The organism is Cyanothece sp. BG0011 (genome assembly GCF_003013815.1).
Taxonomy (GTDB): domain Bacteria; phylum Cyanobacteriota; class Cyanobacteriia; order Cyanobacteriales; family Microcystaceae; genus Crocosphaera.
Window position 1 is genome coordinate 1 of the sequence record NZ_PRLH01000025.1, and the last position, 20,899, is coordinate 20,899.

Here is a 20,899-nt window from a genome sequence, read left to right on the forward strand (position 1 = left end):
CCTGGGAAAAAGCAGGAAGTAAGGGTTATCATCGCTTTGGAACCCATCGCCGTTATTGCGCCTTTGATGGACCTTTTGACCGCTTTATTTATATGGATGCGGATACTATTTTAATGAGTCCTCTAGACTTTATTTTTGCTAAATTAGAGAATAATGATTGCATTGTTTATGATTTTCAACATAAAGATTTAACCCATGTCTATGATATTAATTCAAAGAAGTTAACGGAAGTGTTTTCACAAAAAAGATTGAAAGAAGAAATTTTTTGTTCAGGATTTTACGGCTCAAAAAAAGACTTATTTTCTGAAGAAAAAAGAAACGAGTTAATTAACAATTTAGAAAAAGGAGAAGCAGAAATATTATATTGTATGGCCCCGGATCAAACGGTTATTAATTATATGATGATGCGTCATAATTGTTCTATTTACAATTTAGCGTTAAACTTACCCCAAGAAGAAAAGACAGGATGTTGTGTCACCTCTTCTCATTTTGAAAACAAAGATAATATTCTTTACGATAAAGGAAATCGTTTAACTTACCTTCATTATATTGGTATTTCCTCGCAGATTTTTAGAAAGGTTTGTGAAGGAGAAAATATTGATTTTCCTTATCGAGATATTTTCTTATACTATCGTTACTATAATAACCCAGAAAAATTACCTAAATTTAACCAGAAAGCGGTATATTATCAACAAAAGCCTAACCTAAAACAAAAAATTCTTAAAAAATTAGGACTCAAATAATAGAGGAAAAATTATGACCCGTGGGATTTATATTACTGCTAATGATAAAGTAATTGAACAAGCGATCACCTTATTAAAAAGTATCCGTTTTTTATGATCAAGAAACCCCCGTGGTTTTGATTCCCTATGATGATAATTATCAAGTTATTGCTAAGAAATTAAATGAAGATTTTGGAGTTACTGTCTATCCTGACTTAGCTTTTATTGAAAGATTATCAATTAAATTACAAAGTATTTTTGGAGAAGATTTTTTTGCCCGTCCTAATCAATTTAGAAAACAAGCTTGTTGGTTTGGTGAATTTGACGAATTTCTTTATATCGATACGGATATTGTTGTCTTTAAAAAAATAGTCGATGATTTAAACTATTTTACAGATTATGATTTTATTTGTTATGATTATCAACATAAAGCAGGAATTCGTAATGTCTTTTCTCAAAAAGTAATTGAAGATCAAGTCTTTAGTGAAAGTGAACTTAGGGATATGTTTAATGGTGGGTTTTGGGCATCAAAAAAAGGGTTAATGTCCGAAGAGAAAATTTATCAAATTTTTGAAGAATGCGCAGAAAATATTGACTATTTCGACTTTACCTATAAAACTTCCGACCAACCCATTATTAATTATATGATTTTAAAGAACGTCGAAAAACGATTTAATTTAGCCCATGAACCCGATAAAAATCCTGGAAACTGGGCAGGAACTGGTCATTTTCAACAAGAAGGTTATCAACTCATTGATCCAAGTAATAATCAACCCCTTCATTATTTACATTGGGCAGGGATTAAAATTAAACCAGGGTGTCCTTATTGGGATATTTGGAAACACTATCGTTATTTAGGAGAAACGCCACCAGATGATGCAGAATTAATCAAGTCAGAAAGAGGAATCAAAACACAAATATGGCAACAAGTCAAGAAGATTTTAAAGAAAAAATAACCTATAATTTAAACAATAATAATTTTTTTTGTAGCAGATAGTTGAATCATGGCCAGAGATTTACGGGGATTTATTAAACAATTAGAAGAACGGGGACAACTGCGACGAATCAGCAGCTTAGTCGATCCTGATTTAGAAATAGCAGAAATCTCCAATCGGATGTTACAAGCAGGAGGACCAGGGTTAATCTTTGAAAATGTCAAAGGGGCTAAGTTTCCTGTTGCCATTAACTTAATGGGAACCGTAGAAAGAATCTGTTGGGCGATGAATATGGAACACCCCCAAGAGTTAGAAACCTTGGGGGAAAAACTCGCTATGTTACAACAACCCAAACCCCCAAAAAAAGTTTCTCAAGCCATTGATTTTGGTAAGGTTTTATTCGATGTTGTTAAGGCAAAACCGGGTAAAAGTTTCCTTCCCCCCTGTCAACAAGTGGTCATTGAAGGGGATGACGTGGATCTCAATACCTTACCCCTCATTCGTCCTTATCCTAAAGATGCAGGGAAAATTATCACCCTAGGACTGGTCATAACCAAAGACTGTGAAACCGGAACCCCTAACGTGGGAGTGTATCGCCTCCAGTTGCAGTCAAAAAACACTATGACAGTTCACTGGTTATCCGTTAGAGGTGGGGCCAGACACCTGAGAAAAGCAGCGGAAAATGGCAAAAAACTAGAAATTGCCATCGCCTTAGGGGTTGATCCCTTGATTATTATGGCGGCAGCCACCCCCATTCCCGTAGACCTCTCAGAATGGTTATTTGCCGGGTTATATGGGGGTTCAGGGGTATCCTTGACTAAGTGTAAAACCTTAGATTTAGACGTACCGGCTGACGCAGAATTTATCTTAGAAGGAACTATTACCCCTGGAGAAGTATTACCCGACGGACCCTTTGGGGACCACATGGGTTATTATGGCGGTTTGGAAGACTCCCCCTTGATCCACTTCCACTGCATGACCCATCGTAACGATCCCATCTATTTAACCACCTTTAGTGGTCGTCCTCCTAAAGAAGAAGCCATGATGGCGATCGCTTTAAATCGCATTTACACCCCCATTTTAAGGCAGCAAGTCTCAGAAATTACCGACTTTTTCCTACCCATGGAAGCCTTAAGTTACAAAGCTGCTATCATATCCATTGATAAAGCCTATCCTGGACAAGCCAAACGGGCAGCCTTAGCCTTTTGGAGTGCCTTACCTCAATTTACTTATACCAAATTTGTCATTGTGGTGGACAAAGATATTAATATTCGGGACCCCAGGCAGGTGGTTTGGGCGATTAGTTCTAAAGTTGACCCCTCTAGAGATGTTTTCATCTTACCGGAAACTCCTTTTGATACCTTAGACTTCGCCAGTGAGAAAATCGGGTTAGGAGGAAGAATGGGCATAGATGCAACTACTAAAATGTATCCTGAAACCGATCACGAATGGGGAGAACCCTTAGAGTCCGATCCCAATGTTGCTGCGATGGTGGATCGTCGTTGGGTTGAATATGGGTTAGGGGATATTGTCTTAACCGAAGTCAATGCCAATCTATTTGGTTATGATATTTCTTGATAACCCTGTAGGGTGGGCAAAGGAGAAACTTATGCAAAGGGATTATAAGTTCTTAACACTCTTGCCCACCCTACCCATTAAGGCTATTCAGCCGCTACAGGGTACACACTGACCTTTCGACGACTTTTCGTTTTATACTCAAACGTAACGATCCCATCAATTAAAGAGAAGAGGGTATCATCTTTACCCCGTCCCACGTTATTGCCTGGGTGAACTTTGGTTCCCCGTTGACGAATGAGAATACTGCCGGCAGTAACTTCTTGCCCCCCGTAACGTTTAACTCCTAGTCGCTGGGACCGGGAGTCTCTTCCGTTTCTGGTACTTCCTGTTCCTTTCTTGTGAGCCATAATTGCTTATCTCTGTGGTAATAATATGTCTATTGTAGGATTATTCTTCGGTGTCTGAGGTGGTCTCTGCAATAACAGATCCATTAACACTAATAGAATTAATCATTAAACGACTTAATTCTTGACGATGACCCCGTTTTTTACGAGTTTTCTTTTTAGGACGCATTTTATAAACAATTACTTTCCGTCCCCGTCTTTCTTCGAGAACCGTTCCTTGTACGGTGGCCCCTTCAATATAAGGCTGTCCGATGGTGATTTCATCGTCATTGTTAATCAATAAGACTTTATCGATCACATAGGAACCATCTTCGTTGGCTGTGAGACGATTGAGATCATAAAAACGGCCAGGTTCAACACGAAGTTGAGTTCCCCCTGCCTCAATAATAGCGTAGCTCATAATTTTGTCCTTGTTTTTGTTGCCGTACAGGTAGCCCAAAGTCTAAACCTTTGATGATTATGCTTTGTGCTTTTAGGAATGTCATAACCTGATCCGAGCATCGAATCAGACACACAATCTATGATTATAAAACGTTGTAACTCACTCTGTCAAACTAATGATCATCCCCAAAATCAATAAAGACCATACCTGTTTTCTTATCGGTTAACCATTTCTTGTACTTTTCGTAAATTTCAACCCCTGGAATCGCTTCTTTAAACTCTTTGGGTTGTTTATATTCACTGGGGGGATGTTCTTGACGAATACCAATGACAGCTTGATAGGGTTTATACCATTTTTTCATCACTTTGATTAACTCATCAAACTTCAGGTGAGAAATACCGTGTCGATTGGCTAAAGCAATAAATTGAATCATTAACCCATAGGTTTCTGGGGTACTTTGTCGTTCCGAGAGTCCAATAATAGCCTGCAATTTTTCAAATAGACCATAATTGACCCTAACCAAAGCAACCAAACCTTTGAAGTCTAATAAGTCTCGTTTCCCTAAACTTTGAATTAATTCAGAGATAACCCGCAAAATAGAATAGTCAGCCAGTTCATAAGTTTTGAAAAGGGACAATAATTTTAAACCCAGTTCATTATCGGATAATTGATCGAGATATTTAGCATAGTTTTGTAGGGCTGTTCTTCCTTCTTCTGTTTTAATTTGAGGGAGAAGATCGGCTAATCTCATGTGAACCTGTTCTCGGAAGGCGGCTTTATTCTCATGGTCTGATAATAAACTTTCGACGAACTCATAAAACTCTTGTTGTTTGGTTCCACGATAGCGTAACTCTGCTTGGTCAATGGAGATAAAACAGTCTTTCGCATCAATGGCAACTTTCAACAGTTGTAAACTCTCATACAGTCCCTGATACTCATTAATTCCCTTACGCAGTAGATACTGCATCTTAACAAAAATCAAAAATTCTTCTTGTCCAAACTTTTCATTGTCAATGGCTTCGGCTGTTTTTGCAAACACTTTAAGATCGGTCATCTCCCGATTATGCAAAAATAGCGCACTTTCTGAGACTTCTTGTTTACTGAACTTTCCCAGCAAGTCCTCCACAAGACTATCTTCGCCGATGACGGAACGATTCCACCAAGGAACGTCCTTATGGGAGTCTGAAGAGAGAGAAGTAATAGCAGTATCAGTCTTTTTATTCATCAGGGTTTCTCCTCTGGAGTCACAGATTACGCATCAGTTAGGATTCATTATCAGTAGACTGAAATGGCCATTAAGGCACTTGATAAAATCAAAGGACATAATTGCTCAGATTACACCGAATATGGCCAGGGTTTAGACTACAGTTCTATGGTTCCCATAAATTCTGATGGAAGTAACATTTTTTACCAAACTTATGATCAGTGATGTTTTTAAGTCTATTTCTTTGCCTTTTGAAAGTGATGACAAATATGAATAAGCTATCAGTCCTTATCAGTTTTAAGTGGATGTTAACGGTGATTTGTTCAGTCTTGATTGATGACGAACCCTTTTTTATTTTTCCTCCCTTAAAACAATTCGCCAACTGAGATAACTATGAATCTTCTACGGAAATTATTTTAATAATCTGTTAAGGTGTACTTAAATCTACTGACCTTTAAAATAGCCTAATGAATCAACTTCCATCTCTTCCTGTTATTAGTGTCGAAGAAGTGGCTCAACGATTAGCCCAAGATGATGATCAGTTACAATTAATTGATGTTAGAGAACCCGAAGAAGTGGCGATCGCCTCGATTGAAGGGTTTGAAGTGTTATCCTTAAGTAAATTTGAACAATGGTCCCCTGAGATTGACCAGCGTTTTGATCCTCATAAAGAAACCTTTGTGCTGTGTCATCACGGAATGCGATCGGCACAAATGTGTCTTTGGTTACTTAACAACGGCTTTACAAATGTTAAAAATATATCGGGAGGAATTGCTGCTTACGCTGCCAGAGTCGATGGCAATATTCCTCAATATTAATGACTCAAAACTGCTTTAATATTAACAACCATTTTATCAAGTCTTAGATTGACCGCTTAGAGCATTATGAACGTTACCACTTTATTAAATCAACGTCATCAAGACATTTTACGGGCCACCGTACAACATTATATCGCTACGGCTGAACCGGTTGGCTCAAAAACGTTAGTGACAGAATACGATTTTAGTGTTAGTTCTGCGACTATTCGTAATACGTTAGGAAAATTAGAAAAAGCTGGTTTTTTGTATCAACCCCATACTTCAGCCGGTCGTATTCCTTCGGATTTTGGTTATCGTATTTATGTCGATAATTTAATGACACCTAACCAAAAAAGAGCGAAACAAATTAAACAAAATTTAAGTCAAAAACTCCAACAAAAAAACTATAATTTTGAAACCGCTTTACAAAGAGCAACCCAAATTTTAGCGAACTTAAGTGGTTATATTGCTTTAATTACTTTACCTCAAACATCTCCTAATCAATTACGTCATCTTCAACTGATACCCGTCTCCTCAAAACAAGCCATGTTATTGGTTGTTACTGATAGTTATCAAACCCAGTCAATTGTTGTTGATATTCCTGCTTCTTTAGGGAGAGATAATGAAGAAGATCAAGAGTGGTTAGAGGAAGAATTAAACATTCTTTCTAATTTCCTAAACAGTCAATTAAAAGGTAAATCTTTATTAGAATTGAATCAGTTAGATTGGAAAAAAATCGATCAAGATTTCATTAACTATGCGGATTTTTTAAAAAGTTTACTCAAACAACTACAAACTTATTTAAAAACATCTATTTCTACGCAAATAATGATTCATGGGGTTTCAGAAGTATTGAGACAACCTGAATTTTCTCAATTACAACAGGTTCAAATGTTACTCCATTTATTAGAAGAAGAACAAGAGAAACTATTACCTTTAATTTTAGATAGTCCTGAGTATGAATTGTCAAGTCGAAAAGTTACCCTTAAAATTGGCACAGAAAACCCTTTAGAGTCCATGCGTCCCTGTAGCTTAATTTCTGCCACTTATTGTCAAGGGAATATTCCTGTGGGAAGTGTGGGATTAATTGGACCGACTCGAATGTTATATGAAAATACCATCCCTTTAGTTGAGTCAACGGCTGACTATTTATCAGAAGCTTTAGCGGCCATCAATTGAGACTAAAATAACATAAAATTGTAACAAAAATAATCATCCTGCTCTAAACTTGTCAGGGTTTCCCTTATGCTGTTATATTAAAATACTCATGAGTTGAAATCGAGGTCAACCCTTGCAAAAACTACTAAATATTGCCAAAATCATCGATACTATCAACGAATGGATAGGAAGGTTAACTTATTGGTTAGTTCTCCTCATGGTTTTTGTAGGGGTTTGGAATGTAATTGGGCGATACTTAGGGAGATTGATTGGACAGAATTTAACGTCTAATGCCTTAATCGAAGTGCAATGGTATTTGTTTGATCTGGTCTTTCTTTTAGGGGCTGCTTATACTCTTAAACATGATGAACACGTTAGAGTTGATCTTTTTTATAAAGATTGGCCACCAAAACGGAAAGCATTAGCTAATTTTATCGGCGTTTTTATCTTTTTAATCCCCTTTTGTTTAATGATCATTTATTATTCTTGGGGGAATATTATTAATTCTTGGAAGATTTTAGAAATGTCTTCTGATCCGGGGGGACTTCCCCGTTATCCCATTAAGTCCATGATTATCGTAAGTTACATCTTACTGATTTTTCAAGGACTAGCTGAAGCGGTTAAAAATTGGGCCATCTTTACCGATCGCTTATCCCCCCAGGAGGAACACCATGACCTTAACCTATGATTGGTTAGGCCCTTTAATGTTTGTTGGGGCGTTAATTTTACTCTCTTTTGGCTATCCGGTTGCCTTCTCTCTGGGCGGCGTTTCCATTATTTTTGCCCTTATTGGCGTAATGTTAGGGGCATTTGATCCCGTCTTTTTAAGTGCGTTACCGAGTCGAATTTTCGGTATTATGGGAAACTATACCCTCCTAGCGATTCCCTATTTTATCTTTTTGGGATCGATGCTGGAAAAGACCGGTATTGCCGAAAAATTATTACTGACAATGGGCATTTTATTCGGTAGGTTGCGCGGTGGCCTTGCCTTAGCGGTGGTTATTGTAGGGGCTTTATTAGCAGCCACCACGGGAGTGGTAGCAGCAACAGTAGTGGCTATGGGCTTAATTTCTCTACCGATTATGTTGCGCTATGGGTATAACAAAGAATTGGCATCAGGGGCGATCGTTGCATCAGGGACCTTGGGGCAATTAATCCCTCCGAGTATTGTTTTAGTGGTATTAGCGGATCAATTAGGTATTCCTGTGGGGAGTTTATTTATTGGCTCGATTATTCCAGGATTAATGATGGCCAGTGCCTTCGCTATTCATGTGATTGTTGTTTCTTTAATTCGCCCAGATGTGGCTCCTGCTTTGCCTCCAGAAGAACGAAATATTAGTAAGACAGCATTAGTTAAACAAGTAACTCAAGCCATGCTTCCCCCATTATTATTAATTTTATTAGTGTTGGGAAGTATCTTTTTTGGTGTTGCAACTCCCACCGAAGCAGGTGCAGTGGGTGCATTAGGAACCATGATTTTAGCTGCTTTGAATAAGGAATTAAATTGGGTAACGTTAAAACAAGTTTGTGATGCTACGTTACGTATTAGCACCATGGTGATCTTTATTCTCTTCGGGTCAACTGCTTTTAGTTTAGTTTTTCGGGGAGTTGATGGCGATCGTTTTATGTTGGAAATTTTAACAACTTTACCAGGGGGACAATATGGGTTTCTGGCTGTCAGTATGTTGACTGTGTTTATTTTAGGCTTTTTTATCGACTTCTTTGAAATTGCTTTTATTGTGATCCCTATTTTTAAACCCGTGGCAGAAACATTAGGCATAGATTTGATGTGGTACGGGGTTATTTTAGCCGCTAATTTACAAACTTCTTTCTTAACGCCTCCTTTTGGTTTTGCTCTGTTTTACCTCAGAGGAGTGGCACCAGCAGAGTTAAAAACAGAAGATATTTATCGCGGTGCAATTCCTTTTATCTTGCTACAACTTTTAGTATTAATGTTAATCATTATTTTTCCTTCTCTGGTTAGTTTCTTACCCTCTTTAAGTGCAGCAAGAGGTTAAACTTTAGATAAATTATAATTAAAACTTATCTAATTTCGGTAAACGTTTAAAAATTTCTGCTTTACATTTCTTGATGATTAATAAAATCTTAAAAATTATTGAGAATAATTCTCAGAAAAATCACGAATTGAAGCCATTAGAGGTCTGTGCTATGATAAAAACAGAAAATCACCTTGGGTTTTTATACCCTTTTTCAAAATATAAGCCTTAAAGTCCGAATCACTCGTTCAGCTAGTTGCTAAATGTGATGAAACATAGATAAATACAGTTACCATCAGCCGAAAAAAATGTAAATAAAAGTAAAGAGAAAAAAACTAAATTTGACAAAAATAAATAGATGTGATAATTACAGTTATGATATTAAGATTTGTAAGGTTTACGAAGATTTGTCAAAGAAGGCGATCGCGGCCTGATATAAATAGGAGTATGGGACAGTCTTGATTGCAGCTAGGACGCTACAACGCTCGACACTGGAACTGGCTAGTTGCTGTTTTTTTAGTAGGAGATATATAGATGATCAACCCATTGGTTTACGAAATTGGTACATTATTGCTTGTTGTAGGAGCTTCTGGTATCAACTATCGTCAGCTTCGTCATAGTCGTCTACAACAAGAAGCAAGCTTATTAGATCAGCAAAAACAGCTAAGCCAAGAAAAAGAAAGTCTAAAAGAAAAATTGCAGGGTCTTGATGATATCAATGAAGAACTGAGGCAAAAAAATCATCAGTTACAACAAGATTATACTCATATCAAGCAACAAGTGACAGCCTTAGAGGAAAATGTCACTCAATTGCATGAAGAGAAAAATAATTTATCTAAGACTATTAAACAAGAACAGGATAAAGTTAAGGTTGCTCAACAAAATAATCAATCATTACAGCAACAAAAAGATCAATTAGAAACCACTTATAAAAAAGATTTATCTAACCTTGAACAAAAAGTTGAAAGTCTGCAAAAAGATCATGAGACAGCCAAGACGCAGTTAAAAGAAGCGAATGAAAATAATGATTCTTTAAACCAAGAGTTAAAAACAGTTATAGCCAAACGAGAAGCATTAGAAAATAGTTTAACCCAACAGCAGCAAACTGTCGCATCCTTAGAGAAGCAACTAGATAGTGTATCCCAGGAGAAAAATAGTTTAGAAAAAGAACTACAACAGCAAATTAAAGCTATTACACAAGCAAAAGAGTCTGCGGAAAATAGTTTATCTCAACAACAAGAAACCGTTGCATCCTTAGAGAAGCAACTAGATAGTGTATCCCAGGAGAAAAATAGTTTAGAAAAAGAACTACAACAGCAAATTAAAGCTATTACAGAAGCAAAAGAGTCTGCGGAAAATAGTTTATCTCAACAACAAGAAACCGTTGCATCCTTAGAGAAGCAACTAGATAGTGTATCCCAGGAGAAAAATAGTTTAGAAAAAGAACTACAACAGCAAATTAAAGCTATTACAGAAGCAAAAGAGTCTGCGGAAAATAGTTTATCTCAACAACAAGAAACCGTTGCATCTCTAGAGAAAAAAGTGCAATCTTTAGAGAAAGAAAATAATAGTTTACAGAAGCAACAAGAAGAAAGTAAAAAACTTTCTCAGAAAAAAGATGAACTTGAACGACAACTGAAACAACAAGAAGAAACAGTTGCTAAATTACAAAATCAACTAGAAACAATACAACAAGAAAAAGAGACAATAGAAACTCAGCTAAAACAAGAAATTGAAAATATCACTCAAGAAACAGAAAAATCTAGTCAAACAGAAGAAACTGAAAATATTTCCGATGTAAACAAAGAAACTAAAGCAAAAGAACAAGAACCGAAACAAGAAAAAAGCCAAGCAAAAGTAAAAAGTGAAATCACTTTTGAAGGCAAAAAATTGGTTGTTGTCGGTAGTCTCGATAGTATGAATAGAGAAACAGCTAAATCCTTAGTACAACAAGCAGGAGGAACCTTAACCAGTTCTCCCAGTTCTAAAACTGATTATGTTGTGGTGGGGAAAAACCCTGGTGATAAACTAAAAAAAGCACAAAAATTAGGCATTTCTCAACTATCAGAAAATCAGTTTCTAGAAGCATTAGCAGCCGTAGGGATAACAGAAATTAATCAAGAATAAAGAGATAACTTGTTATCAAAACAGCAAAAATGATAGGCTAAATAAAAACAAAGTCTATCATTTAAAGCATCTTAAGAATAACCTATGAATGCTTGGCGCGATCGCCTGAATAAATTTACTGGAAAAACCCGTTTTGTGGTTTGTCGAATTTTCGTCCATCTTGCCGGAGATGACATTGCCCCTTTATTGGGAGTCCTCAACAGCGCAGCTAGAGAAGCTGTTGAGGCAGAAGGGGACTTAGAGGTCATTGGAGAAGGTTTAGTTCAAATTTGTCAAAATCTTCTGCAAATGAGCCTCTACTGGCAATCTGCCGGCAATGAGGGGGACTTTTTTTGGCAGGAGGGAGAAGCCGGGGACTATTTTACCGAATTGTTCACCGACTCGGCCCAACGTTACTTAAGCGAAGTTCCCCTATCCCAAGAAGATGAAAATAGTCCTTTATCCTTCCCCGTCACCCCTAACTTGGTGGTGATGATCACCGTTGCGTTTACGGGGGAAGAACCGGACTTAGAAACCAATTTAGCCGATAGAGAAGCCTTAGAATATGGCTTAAAAGCCTTAATTAACCTTCACTATCAAAACCGGTTAGAAGCCATACAAATTCACTATTCTCCGGCACAGTTTGGAGACCAACTGACCAACGATCAGTTATTACTCAATTTTTCTGAACTCATACCCTTATGATGCGTCAATTATTAGCTATTTTCTTATCCATAACCCTCTGTTGGACGACCGTTGCTTGTAGTTCTCCAAACACCACACAGTCGTCTCCTACCCAAACCAATAACACAACAGTCACCCCTCCTAATCAAGTGACAGAGGGACGTTACCCTGTCCAACAAGCAGAATATGACGATGCTGATGGGACTTATACCTTAATGCTGTTAAATACTCCGGCAGGAAAACCTCCCATTTATCGGACTCAAAACCTACAAATGGCCAGACTAACCCCCGAAGCAATCGAACAAGGGGAAAGTACCTATCTAGAAGTGACGGGAGATCAAGCAGTGATGCACCTCACCGAAGACTTTAAAATCGAATATGTTCACACCGTCACCGAAACCCAACCCAACCCCCAAACCGGTCAACCTCAAACTGTTGTTGTGCGTCGAGAGTCTAATTTTTGGTCCCCATTTGCTGGTGCATTAGCCGGTCAAGCCTTGGGTAGTTTATTGTTTAGGCCACAATATTATTTTCCTCCTGTTTATCAACCCGGAGGGGTGATGACGGGTTACGGAAGTTATGGCAACACTTATACTGAGGCCAGCCAACGCTATCAAAATAAATATAACGCACCCCCTCCAGCCGTCAAAAATCGTCAAACCTTACGCACTACTGGAAACCTTAACAGGTCTTCTTCTTCCAATGCTACCCGTAATAGACAATCTCCTAATGCGAGTAAGTCGAGTGGATCTGGGTTTGGATCAAGTAACTTAGAAAGTAGTGGTAACTCTCGATCTAAGACTCAACGACGGCCAGGGTTCGGTAGTAGTCGTCGTTCAACCTCCGGTTCTCGTAGTTTGGGAAGACGGAGACGTTAGAAAAAACTCAAATCCTCTGATCTTGTTCAGAAAAAACCCTAGTGCTAGGGTTTTTTCTATAACGATGGCCTCTACTCCCAACTCAGAAGTTTACGTTATGCTACATTGCTAAAGTGTCAAGCCGTCTTTACCTGACGGAATTTAATAAATTAGTAAGAGATTAATGAAGCGTATTTTTATAACAGGATCTAGTGGTTGCATTGGTCATTATATGGCAGAAGCTTTAATTCAAGAAACGGATCATGAGCTTTATTTTTTGGTGAGAAACCCCGACAAATTGAAATTTCGTTATCAAAGTCGTCCTAATGTTCATCTGATTATTGGGGACTTACAAACAATGGACAAATTTAGTGAGTTTTTAAAAACCGTTAATGTTGCTATTTTAGCGGCTACCAGTTGGGGGGGAATTAGTGAATCTTTTGAAATTAATGTTACTAAAACTATCGGGTTAATGAAACTATTAGATCCAGAAGTTTGTGAACAAATTATTTACTTTTCTACCGCTAGTATTTTAGATCAAAATAATCAACCCTTACCGGAAGCAGGAACCTTAGGAACTAATTATGTAAGAACCAAATATGAATGTTATACCCAGTTAAAAGAGCAACCCTTTTATAACAAAATTACCACCGTTTTTCCTACCCTAGTATTCGGTGGAGAATCGGATAAACCCTATTCCCATCTATCCGGTGGCATACAAGATGTAATTAAATGGATAGACTTAATTCGTTGGTTTAAAGCGGATGGTAGTTTTCATTATATTCATGCTAGAGATATCGCTAAAATTATTAAATATTTAGTTGATAATCCTCCCAGTGAATCCGAACATCAAAATCTAGTATTAGGTAATAAAAAAACCACCGTTAATGAAGCCATAGAAACAATTTGTAACTATCTTAATAAAAGCATTTATTTTCGCATTCCCTTATATATTTTCTTAGTCAACTTTTTTATCAAAGTCTTTCGTTTACGTATGGAAGACTGGGATTATTTTTCGATTAATTATCGACATTTTACTTATAAAGATACCGTAACCCCTGCCACCTTTGGTATGGATAATTACTGTACAACCATTGAAGATGTCATGAAATTAAGTGGGGTTTATCCTCAAAAAAATTGAAAATTAGTCTATTTTTTGTTAAATTAATAATAGGTTAAACTTCTAATTAGATTTTATGTCCCTTGGCTGAGTGTTTAGGGACTATTTTCTTAAACGTAACGATTCCCTAGATTATCTAGTTAACTTGTTCTCAAATCAAGTAAACTGAAAGAAGTAGGAAAATAACATTAAATAGTAACCAAACAGTTTAAAAGCCTTATGTTTGATGCTCTCGCCGATCGCTTAGAAGACGCTTGGAAAAAAATTACGGGGTCAAGATAAGATCACCGAAGCCAATATGCAAGACGCTTTAAAAGAGGTGCGTCGGGCCCTCTTAGAAGCAGACGTTAACTTGCAAGTGGTTAAGACCTTCATTGCAGATGTAGAAAAAGCTGCGATCGGTGCAGAAGTGATCGCAGGGGTCAACCCAGGTCAACAACTGATCAAAATTGTCTATGATGAATTAGTTAAGGTGATGGGGGAAAGTAACGTCCCTCTCGCACAAGCAGAAACCGCACCCACCGTTATTTTAATGGCCGGGTTACAAGGGACAGGTAAAACCACCGCCACCGCTAAACTTGCCCTATATCTGCGTAAACAACAACGAACTGCTTTGATGGTAGCAACGGATATCTATCGCCCGGCTGCGATCGATCAGTTAAAAACCCTGGGAGAACAAATAGAGGTTCCTGTTTTTGAACTGGGAAACCAGGCCAACCCCGTTGATATTGCCACCCAAGGGGTTGAAAAAGCCAAAGAAATGGGCATCGATACCGTCATCATTGACACCGCCGGACGACTGCAAATAGACGAAGAAATGATGCTAGAGTTAGCCCGTGTCAAAAAAGCGGTTAACCCTGATGATACCTTGCTTGTGGTCGATGCTATGACCGGGCAAGAGGCCGCTAACCTCACCCGTACCTTTCATGACCAAATAGGCGTTACAGGAGCTATTTTAACCAAAATGGACGGGGACACCAGAGGAGGTGCAGCCCTGTCTGTTCGGCAAATATCGGGGCAACCCATTAAATTTGTGGGGGTTGGAGAAAAAGTCGAAGCATTACAACCCTTTTATCCCGATCGCATGGCTTCCCGTATTTTGAGCATGGGGGATGTTTTAACCTTAGTTGAAAAGGCACAAGAAGAGATTGATCTGTCTGATGTTGAACAGATGCAGTCGAAGATTTTAGAGGCAAAATTCGACTTTAACGACTTCCTCAAACAAATGCGCCTCATGAAAAATATGGGGTCCTTTGGCAGCATTTTGAAGATGATTCCAGGGATGAATAAACTGAGTACCAAGGACATCGAAAAAGGAGAAGGGGAACTGAAGCGGACCGAAGCCATGATCAGTTCTATGACCCTAGAAGAACGGAAAAACCCCGATTTATTAGCAAAATCTCCCAATCGTCGCCGTCGTATTGCCAAAGGTTCCGGGCATCCTGAAACAGAAGTCAGTAAACTAATTAAAAATTTCACCCGTATGCGAGGAATGATGCAGCAAATGGGACAAGGAGGAATGCCCGCAATGCCAGGAATGGGTGGAGGAATGCCAGGAATGGGCGGCGGAATGCCAGGAATGGGCGGAATGTTTGGTCAAAGTGCGCCTCCAGGGTTTCGGGGTCATGGGGGTGGAAAGAAGAAAAAAGCCAAGAAAAACAAGAAAAAGAAAGGGTTTGGCAATTTATAGGTTGATCTTCTTGACGGGTTTAAAATATCTATTATCGATACTTGATAATTGGGATAAAAGGGTGACGTGGTGGCCACCCTAAAAAAGGTTAGGGGTTTTGGGTAAGGGCCAATCTACCCAAAATCGTAATGAGTCCGTTACATGAAACTTACGCAAACCTACTCACGAAGAATAAGTCCCGATTCTTCATCGGACGGCCGTTCACTTCCTGCTTCGTCCAGAACCGTCGACGGCACTCTGTCCACAGGCACTACCCGTGTAACTCACGGTGATATGTATCGAAAGCGGTACAAAAGCTTTCTTGTGTTGTGTGAGGCTTCTACGTTCTCACTGACTATGGAACCTGCACTACGCCTGTGGCACGTTTACTAAACGCCAGATACCTAAGCTTCAATGCCTAGCTGGTAGGGTTATCCTCTGTCGGCAACTCCGTAAACTTAATCGGATTGATAAGACTCTACCTCAATTTTTCTTTTTTGTCTAGGTATTTTAGCTTAACTAAGCACAGAAAACTCGTCACAGTTTGAGTAGATTTTTAACTTCTGTTTTTAGCCCCCAATAATGGCACTAATGCCACCGATAATTAAAGGGAGGATCAAGGAACGAAAACCCTTAAGGTCAGATACTTCTTTAACTAAGGTATCTTGAGTGTTTTCTACCCTTTCAAGTCGTTTATCCATACCCTCGACTTTCTCAGTTAACTTTGCCTGTCCTACTTCTAAATTGGTAAGGCGTTCTGACATCTTATCTAATTTCTGATTAACTTCCTTGTGATTGCTGTCTAACTTGTCCTCAATGCGTTTAAGGATATCTGCGGTGGGATAAGTAACGGTAGATGGCTCATTCATGCGTTAAACTCCTAAGTAATACTATTTTTTTGATGTCCCTTGGCGGCCATCGAGGGGACTACTTTCATTATTATGCCTCTATCTCCTGAACACAAAAGGATAATTGATCCTTAGCTTGTGTCCCCCCTTAATTCTCGTCCTCTCATTGTCAGCGACCGCTTATGGGTCAAAAACCATCCGGACTCCGAAAAAGAAAAACTACGGGTTTCAACTTAGACGCGGTTTAAATAGTTATTTTGTAGGGTTCTATTTAATCTAAAAACATCGTAAAAAACAAACATCAACAAGAAAATCTAAGCTAAAGTTCTAGAGACATTAGCTAATCACCCCTCACCACACCTCATGACCCTCAAAACCCTTCCAGGCGAAAGTTATCCCCTTGGTGCAACAGTCGAAAACGATGGAAAAAATGGGGTTAATTTTTGTATTTTCTCAAAACAAGCAACATTTATAGAATTATTATTATTTGACGAACCCAATGACCCCCAACCCTCCCACGTTATCCCCTTAGATCCTAACCTCAATCAGACCCATTATTATTGGCATATTTTTATAGAAGGACTCAAAGCAGGACAAGTGTATGCCTATCGAGTACACGGCCCTTATGACCTCAGTAAAGGCCATCGCTGTAACCCCGAAAAAGTCTTACTAGATCCTTATGCTAAAGCCATTGTCGGGTCTTCTATTTATAATCGGGATGCAGCAACCCATCCAGGGGATAATTGCGCCCAAGCGTTACGAAGTGTTGTGGTAGATACCGAAACTTATGATTGGGAAGGAGACTGGCAGGAAAACCCCCGTTTACGAATCCCCTATTCTAAAAGTGTTATTTATGAGATGCACGTGGGTGGGTTTACCCGTCATCCCAGTTCCGGGGTATCTGCTGAAAAACGGGGAACCTTTGCCGGACTGATCGAAAAAATTCCCTATTTAAAAAGTCTAGGCATCACTGCCGTTGAACTGTTACCCGTTCATTACTTTGATGTCGCAGATGTTAGACCAGGACTTACCAATTATTGGGGATACAGTACCATCGGATTTTTTGCCCCCCATCGTCCCTATAGTTCTGATCAAAGTCCCGTCGGACCCGTCAATGAGTTTCGGGACATGGTTAAAGCATTACACAAAGAAGGCATAGAAGTTATTTTAGATGTCGTTTTTAACCATACCGCAGAATCAGACGAACACGGTCCTACCTTGAATTTTCGAGGGATCGACAATTCAACCTACTACATTTTAGAAGACGACCATTCTCAGTACAAAAATTATGCCGGTTGTGGGAATACGTTTCGGGGAAATCATCCCATTGTGGGTCGCTTTATTTTAGAATGTCTGCATTATTGGGTCACAGAAATGCACGTGGATGGATTTCGCTTTGATCTAGCCTCTATTTTATCGAGAGATTCTTATGGAACTCCTTTAGAAGAGTTGCGAGGCACAACCCCCGATATTTTATGGATTATCGAATCTGACCCTATTTTAGCAGGGACAAAGCTGATTGCAGAAGCCTGGGACGCTGCCGGATTATACGATGTGGGACGGTTTGTGGAGTTAGCAGACTGGTTTGCTGAGTGGAATGGACCGTTTCGAGATGATGTCCGTCGCTTTGTCAAAGGGGATAGCGGAATGGTTCCCCATGTGGCCAATCGTATTTTAGGCAGTCCTGATATTTACCACCGCCAAGATGTTGATATCAATCGTAGTATTAATTTTGTCACTTGTCATGATGGTTTTACCCTCAATGATTTAGTGTCTTACGATGAAAAACATAACGAAGGCAATGGAGAAAATAATCGAGATGGGGAAAATCATAATAATAGTTGGAACTGTGGAGTAGAAGGGGAAACCGATGATCCGACGATCAATGCAATGCGACTACAACAAATTAAAAATTTCTTCACCATTCTCTTTCTATCCCAAGGAACTCCAATGATGTTAATGGGAGACGAAATAAGACGCACTCAATGGGGAAATAATAATGTTTATTGTCAAGATAATGAGTTAAGTTGGTTCAATTGGGATAACTTAGAAAAAGAATATGATTTATGGTGTTTTGTTCGACGGTTAGTCCACTTTACCCAAGGGTTAGAATTATTTAATCAAGAGGAACGTTTAGAGGTTGCTTATAATAGTCCTAACCATCCTCATATTAGTTGGCATGGCGTAAAATTAGGAGAACCTGATTGGTCAGATTATTCCCGTACTTTAGCCTTTAGTTTACGTCATCCTGAAAAACAAGAGTATCTTCACGTTATGCTCAATGCTTTTTGGGAACCTCTAGAATTTGAGTTACCCTGGTTAGAAGAAGGAGAAAGTTGGTATCGGGTTATTGACACTTCTTTACCTTTAAATAAAACCTTTTGTGAACTAGACGTTGCAGTTGAGATAACTACCCCAAATTACACGACCAATGGTCGATCTTGTATCGTTTTAATGGCCAAGTCTAATTCATAATTTCCCTAACTTTTGTCGGTGAACAATGACTGATATTTCGTTAATTGATTCTCTTTCTTTTCGTTAAATTTTTGTCGTTTTTCTGGAGAAACAACCATGAATGAACACTCTGAACACAACACCACTCATGCTGAAGATAATTATCAGCAACGTCAACAGCAAATGCAATTACAAGAAGAAGAACTAAGATTAGAGCAAGAAGAACACCGTCTAGAACAAGCTAGGCGTAATCTGATTGTTAATCGCTTATTAAAAGGAATGTTTTTCTTAGTCAGTGCTTTAGAAACGTTGCTAGTTTTGCGGTTTCTCTTAAAGTTTGCTGGTGCTAATCCCGATAGTTTATTTTCTCAAGTCATTTATGGCTGGTCAAGTCCTTTCGTGGCACCATTCATGAATCTTTTTAATGATATAAATCTCGGCAATAGTATCATTGAAATTAATACCATTACTGCGATGATTATTTATGGACTTCTCGCAACATTAGCAGCCAGATTAGTAGAAGTTGTTGCAGGAAGATAAACAACTAATCATTAATTAAGTTAAACAGAGGGGAGAAACATCTTAAACATAGTCTTGTGGTTTATCGCTTCTTTAAAGAACTTTTGACTTTATGAATGTTCATAAAATAATCATTCATTCCCTCAATTATAAACTATGTTTTCTTTCTCCCAATTTCTGATTAACTTATTTTGCCTTTTGGTTATGTTCACTAATAGTGGTGGCAATATAGCCTGAAGGATAGTTAGGAAAAGGGATAATATCAGCAACAACAACAACCATCGCAGCAGCTATCATAAATCTAACCAACACAGTCATAATAGAATCCCCTATCTAATTATTCTCTTACTATCTCAGCAATCTGACCTTGTAAGCTTCACCTAATCGGGTTAAACTTTAACTCATATCTTGTACCTTCGATAAAATTAGCTAGTTTAGAGAGGGAATAGGCAATAGGCAATAGAGAATGGGGTTTATTTTTTCACCTATTTTAGAGTCTTAACGGTTCTCAGGATTGGTTTTTTGAAAAAATAACTTCATTTTTAAAGTTTTAGAACCTAAATATCTTACCCCAATTCTAAACTGAGTATCATTCAGTTGACGACTCCACATAATTTCAGCTTTTACCGGCTCAATATTTTCCATTAAAATCAATAATCTTTGACCTTTATATATTTTGTCATCACTGGTAACCAATAAACCACATCCGTCAAAGGAATCATCAATAATCTTTGCTTGACAAGGACGATAAACTTGTTTTTCGTTAAAAACTAATTTGACTGATTTACCTTTATTAATGTCTAATCTTCTATGTTTTCTTTTATGTGACTTGGCAGCAGTTTGACCTATGAGTTGAGTGTGAATATCGTCCGAATTCATGATCATTGGGTTATTAGGGGAAACAGTATCGATACACTAAAAAACGAAATCGCTCGTCTTAGGTTAATTATTAAGGAATTGTAACAATTTGACAATCACTGAAATTTCGTAAATTATTAATGTTTATTCTCCGTAAATTTAATGATTATGACCATCGCAATGAATGCGAAAGTTAAGAATTTATCCTGAGTTAAAATAATTTTAGGTAAATCATCAGTTGTTATACTGAGAAATGATTGGCTCGAAGATGACCCAATTTGCCCATAAAGTGACGATTGATCTATTCCTAACTTTTTCCTTATTATTTTCTTAAACTTAAGGTGACTTTCTTCGGTAAAATAAAACAGACCTCGGTATATTCAAGGATTAAACAGATAAATGACAGTTGAAACCCCTATCCCCGTCGTAGTTAATGGTGCTGCTGGTAAAATGGGTCGTGAAGTGATCAAAGCGGTGTCCCAAGCAGAAGATATGATGTTAGTGGGAGCCGTGGATAAAAACCCTAACTACCGTGGCCAAGATGTGGGAGAAGTGGCCGGATGTGGCCCCCTAGAAGTGCCGATTTTAGATGACTTAGAAAGCATTTTAGTGGTAGCTACTCAAGAACAAGTACAGGGGGTGATGGTTGATTTTACTCACCCTGACG

At 38.3% G+C, this 20,899-nt stretch carries 18 protein-coding genes and 3 pseudogenes; 15 read left to right on the top strand and 6 right to left on the bottom strand.

Annotation, left to right across the window (positions count from 1 at the left end; all coding sequences use genetic code 11):
- The 3 genes and pseudogenes from C4E06_RS04700 to C4E06_RS04710 form a co-directional block, all read left to right on the top strand.
- A partial coding sequence (locus C4E06_RS04700; protein ID WP_107667035.1) for an Npun_R2821/Npun_R2822 family protein occupies positions 1–743 on the top strand: 743 nt, incomplete at its 5' end.
- 13 nt (positions 744–756) lie between these two features.
- Positions 757–1,678 (top strand): annotated as a pseudogene (locus C4E06_RS04705) (Npun_R2821/Npun_R2822 family protein).
- A 48-nt stretch (positions 1,679–1,726) separates the two neighbouring features.
- Complete coding sequence (locus C4E06_RS04710) at positions 1,727–3,235, top strand: UbiD family decarboxylase (RefSeq protein WP_107667036.1); 1,509 nt, start codon at positions 1,727–1,729, stop codon at positions 3,233–3,235.
- Positions 3,236–3,318: 83 nt separating this feature from the next.
- Here C4E06_RS04710 and rpmA read toward each other — a convergent pair whose 3' ends face one another.
- The 3 genes from rpmA to C4E06_RS04725 form a co-directional block, all read right to left on the bottom strand.
- Positions 3,319–3,582: a 50S ribosomal protein L27 gene (rpmA, locus tag C4E06_RS04715; protein ID WP_107667037.1), complete on the bottom strand. Its 264-nt coding sequence runs from the start codon at positions 3,580–3,582 to the stop codon at positions 3,319–3,321.
- A gap of 40 nt (positions 3,583–3,622) precedes the next feature.
- Positions 3,623–3,979: a 50S ribosomal protein L21 gene (gene rplU, locus C4E06_RS04720; RefSeq protein WP_107667038.1), complete on the bottom strand. Its 357-nt coding sequence runs from the start codon at positions 3,977–3,979 to the stop codon at positions 3,623–3,625.
- 154 nt (positions 3,980–4,133) lie between these two features.
- Complete coding sequence (locus C4E06_RS04725; RefSeq protein ID WP_107667039.1) at positions 4,134–5,186, bottom strand: hypothetical protein; 1,053 nt, start codon at positions 5,184–5,186, stop codon at positions 4,134–4,136.
- 446 nt (positions 5,187–5,632) lie between these two features.
- On the opposite strand from C4E06_RS04725, the gene C4E06_RS04730 reads away from it, so the two are divergent.
- The 9 genes and pseudogenes from C4E06_RS04730 (at position 5,633) to ffh (ending at position 15,574) form a co-directional block, all read left to right on the top strand.
- Entirely contained in the window at positions 5,633–5,983 is a 351-nt protein-coding gene (locus C4E06_RS04730) for a rhodanese-like domain-containing protein (RefSeq protein ID WP_107667040.1), read from the top strand.
- Between the two features lie 66 nt (positions 5,984–6,049).
- Positions 6,050–7,141 carry a heat-inducible transcriptional repressor HrcA gene (hrcA, locus tag C4E06_RS04735; RefSeq protein WP_107667041.1) on the top strand — a complete coding sequence of 364 codons (1,092 nt, stop codon included), beginning with the start codon at positions 6,050–6,052 and terminating at the stop codon, positions 7,139–7,141.
- A gap of 112 nt (positions 7,142–7,253) precedes the next feature.
- A complete protein-coding gene (locus C4E06_RS04740) occupies positions 7,254–7,808 on the top strand; it encodes a TRAP transporter small permease subunit (RefSeq protein WP_107667042.1) in 555 nt (184 codons plus the stop codon).
- Positions 7,792–9,138: a TRAP transporter large permease subunit gene (locus C4E06_RS04745; protein ID WP_107667043.1), complete on the top strand. Its 1,347-nt coding sequence runs from the start codon at positions 7,792–7,794 to the stop codon at positions 9,136–9,138. Before C4E06_RS04740 ends, C4E06_RS04745 begins: the two co-directional genes overlap by 17 nt.
- A 513-nt stretch (positions 9,139–9,651) precedes the next feature.
- Positions 9,652–11,244, top strand: coding sequence for a BRCT domain-containing protein (locus C4E06_RS04750; protein WP_107667044.1), 1,593 nt, complete (start codon positions 9,652–9,654; stop codon positions 11,242–11,244).
- An 84-nt stretch (positions 11,245–11,328) separates the two neighbouring features.
- Positions 11,329–11,928 carry a DUF1517 domain-containing protein gene (locus C4E06_RS04755; protein WP_107667045.1) on the top strand — a complete coding sequence of 200 codons (600 nt, stop codon included), beginning with the start codon at positions 11,329–11,331 and terminating at the stop codon, positions 11,926–11,928.
- A complete protein-coding gene (locus tag C4E06_RS04760; RefSeq protein ID WP_107667046.1) occupies positions 11,925–12,785 on the top strand; it encodes a hypothetical protein in 861 nt (286 codons plus the stop codon). The genes C4E06_RS04755 and C4E06_RS04760 overlap by 4 nt, the downstream gene beginning before the upstream one ends.
- A 163-nt stretch (positions 12,786–12,948) precedes the next feature.
- A complete protein-coding gene (locus C4E06_RS04765) occupies positions 12,949–13,905 on the top strand; it encodes an NAD(P)-dependent oxidoreductase (protein WP_107667047.1) in 957 nt (318 codons plus the stop codon).
- 198 nt (positions 13,906–14,103) lie between these two features.
- Positions 14,104–15,574, top strand: a pseudogene (gene ffh / locus C4E06_RS04770) (signal recognition particle protein).
- A 548-nt stretch (positions 15,575–16,122) separates the two neighbouring features.
- Here the strand turns inward: ffh and C4E06_RS04775 are convergent.
- Positions 16,123–16,422: a hypothetical protein gene (locus C4E06_RS04775; protein WP_107667048.1), complete on the bottom strand. Its 300-nt coding sequence runs from the start codon at positions 16,420–16,422 to the stop codon at positions 16,123–16,125.
- A 342-nt stretch (positions 16,423–16,764) separates the two neighbouring features.
- Between C4E06_RS04775 and glgX the strand changes: the two genes are divergently transcribed.
- Both glgX and C4E06_RS04785 read left to right on the top strand, forming a co-directional pair.
- A complete protein-coding gene (gene glgX / locus C4E06_RS04780; protein ID WP_107667049.1) occupies positions 16,765–18,876 on the top strand; it encodes a glycogen debranching protein GlgX in 2,112 nt (703 codons plus the stop codon).
- Between the two features lie 96 nt (positions 18,877–18,972).
- Complete coding sequence (locus C4E06_RS04785; protein WP_107667050.1) at positions 18,973–19,395, top strand: YggT family protein; 423 nt, start codon at positions 18,973–18,975, stop codon at positions 19,393–19,395.
- A 165-nt stretch (positions 19,396–19,560) separates the two neighbouring features.
- On the opposite strand, the gene C4E06_RS29175 is transcribed toward C4E06_RS04785, so the two are convergent.
- Both C4E06_RS29175 and C4E06_RS04790 read right to left on the bottom strand, forming a co-directional pair.
- Positions 19,561–19,692 (bottom strand): hypothetical protein, encoded by a 132-nt coding sequence (locus C4E06_RS29175; RefSeq protein ID WP_255412125.1) that lies wholly within the window; start codon positions 19,690–19,692, stop codon positions 19,561–19,563.
- 180 nt (positions 19,693–19,872) lie between these two features.
- Positions 19,873–20,259 (bottom strand): PilZ domain-containing protein, encoded by a 387-nt coding sequence (locus C4E06_RS04790; protein WP_157951109.1) that lies wholly within the window; start codon positions 20,257–20,259, stop codon positions 19,873–19,875.
- A gap of 372 nt (positions 20,260–20,631) precedes the next feature.
- On the opposite strand from C4E06_RS04790, the pseudogene C4E06_RS04795 reads away from it, so the two are divergent.
- Positions 20,632–20,899, top strand: a pseudogene (locus C4E06_RS04795) (4-hydroxy-tetrahydrodipicolinate reductase); the annotation flags it as partial.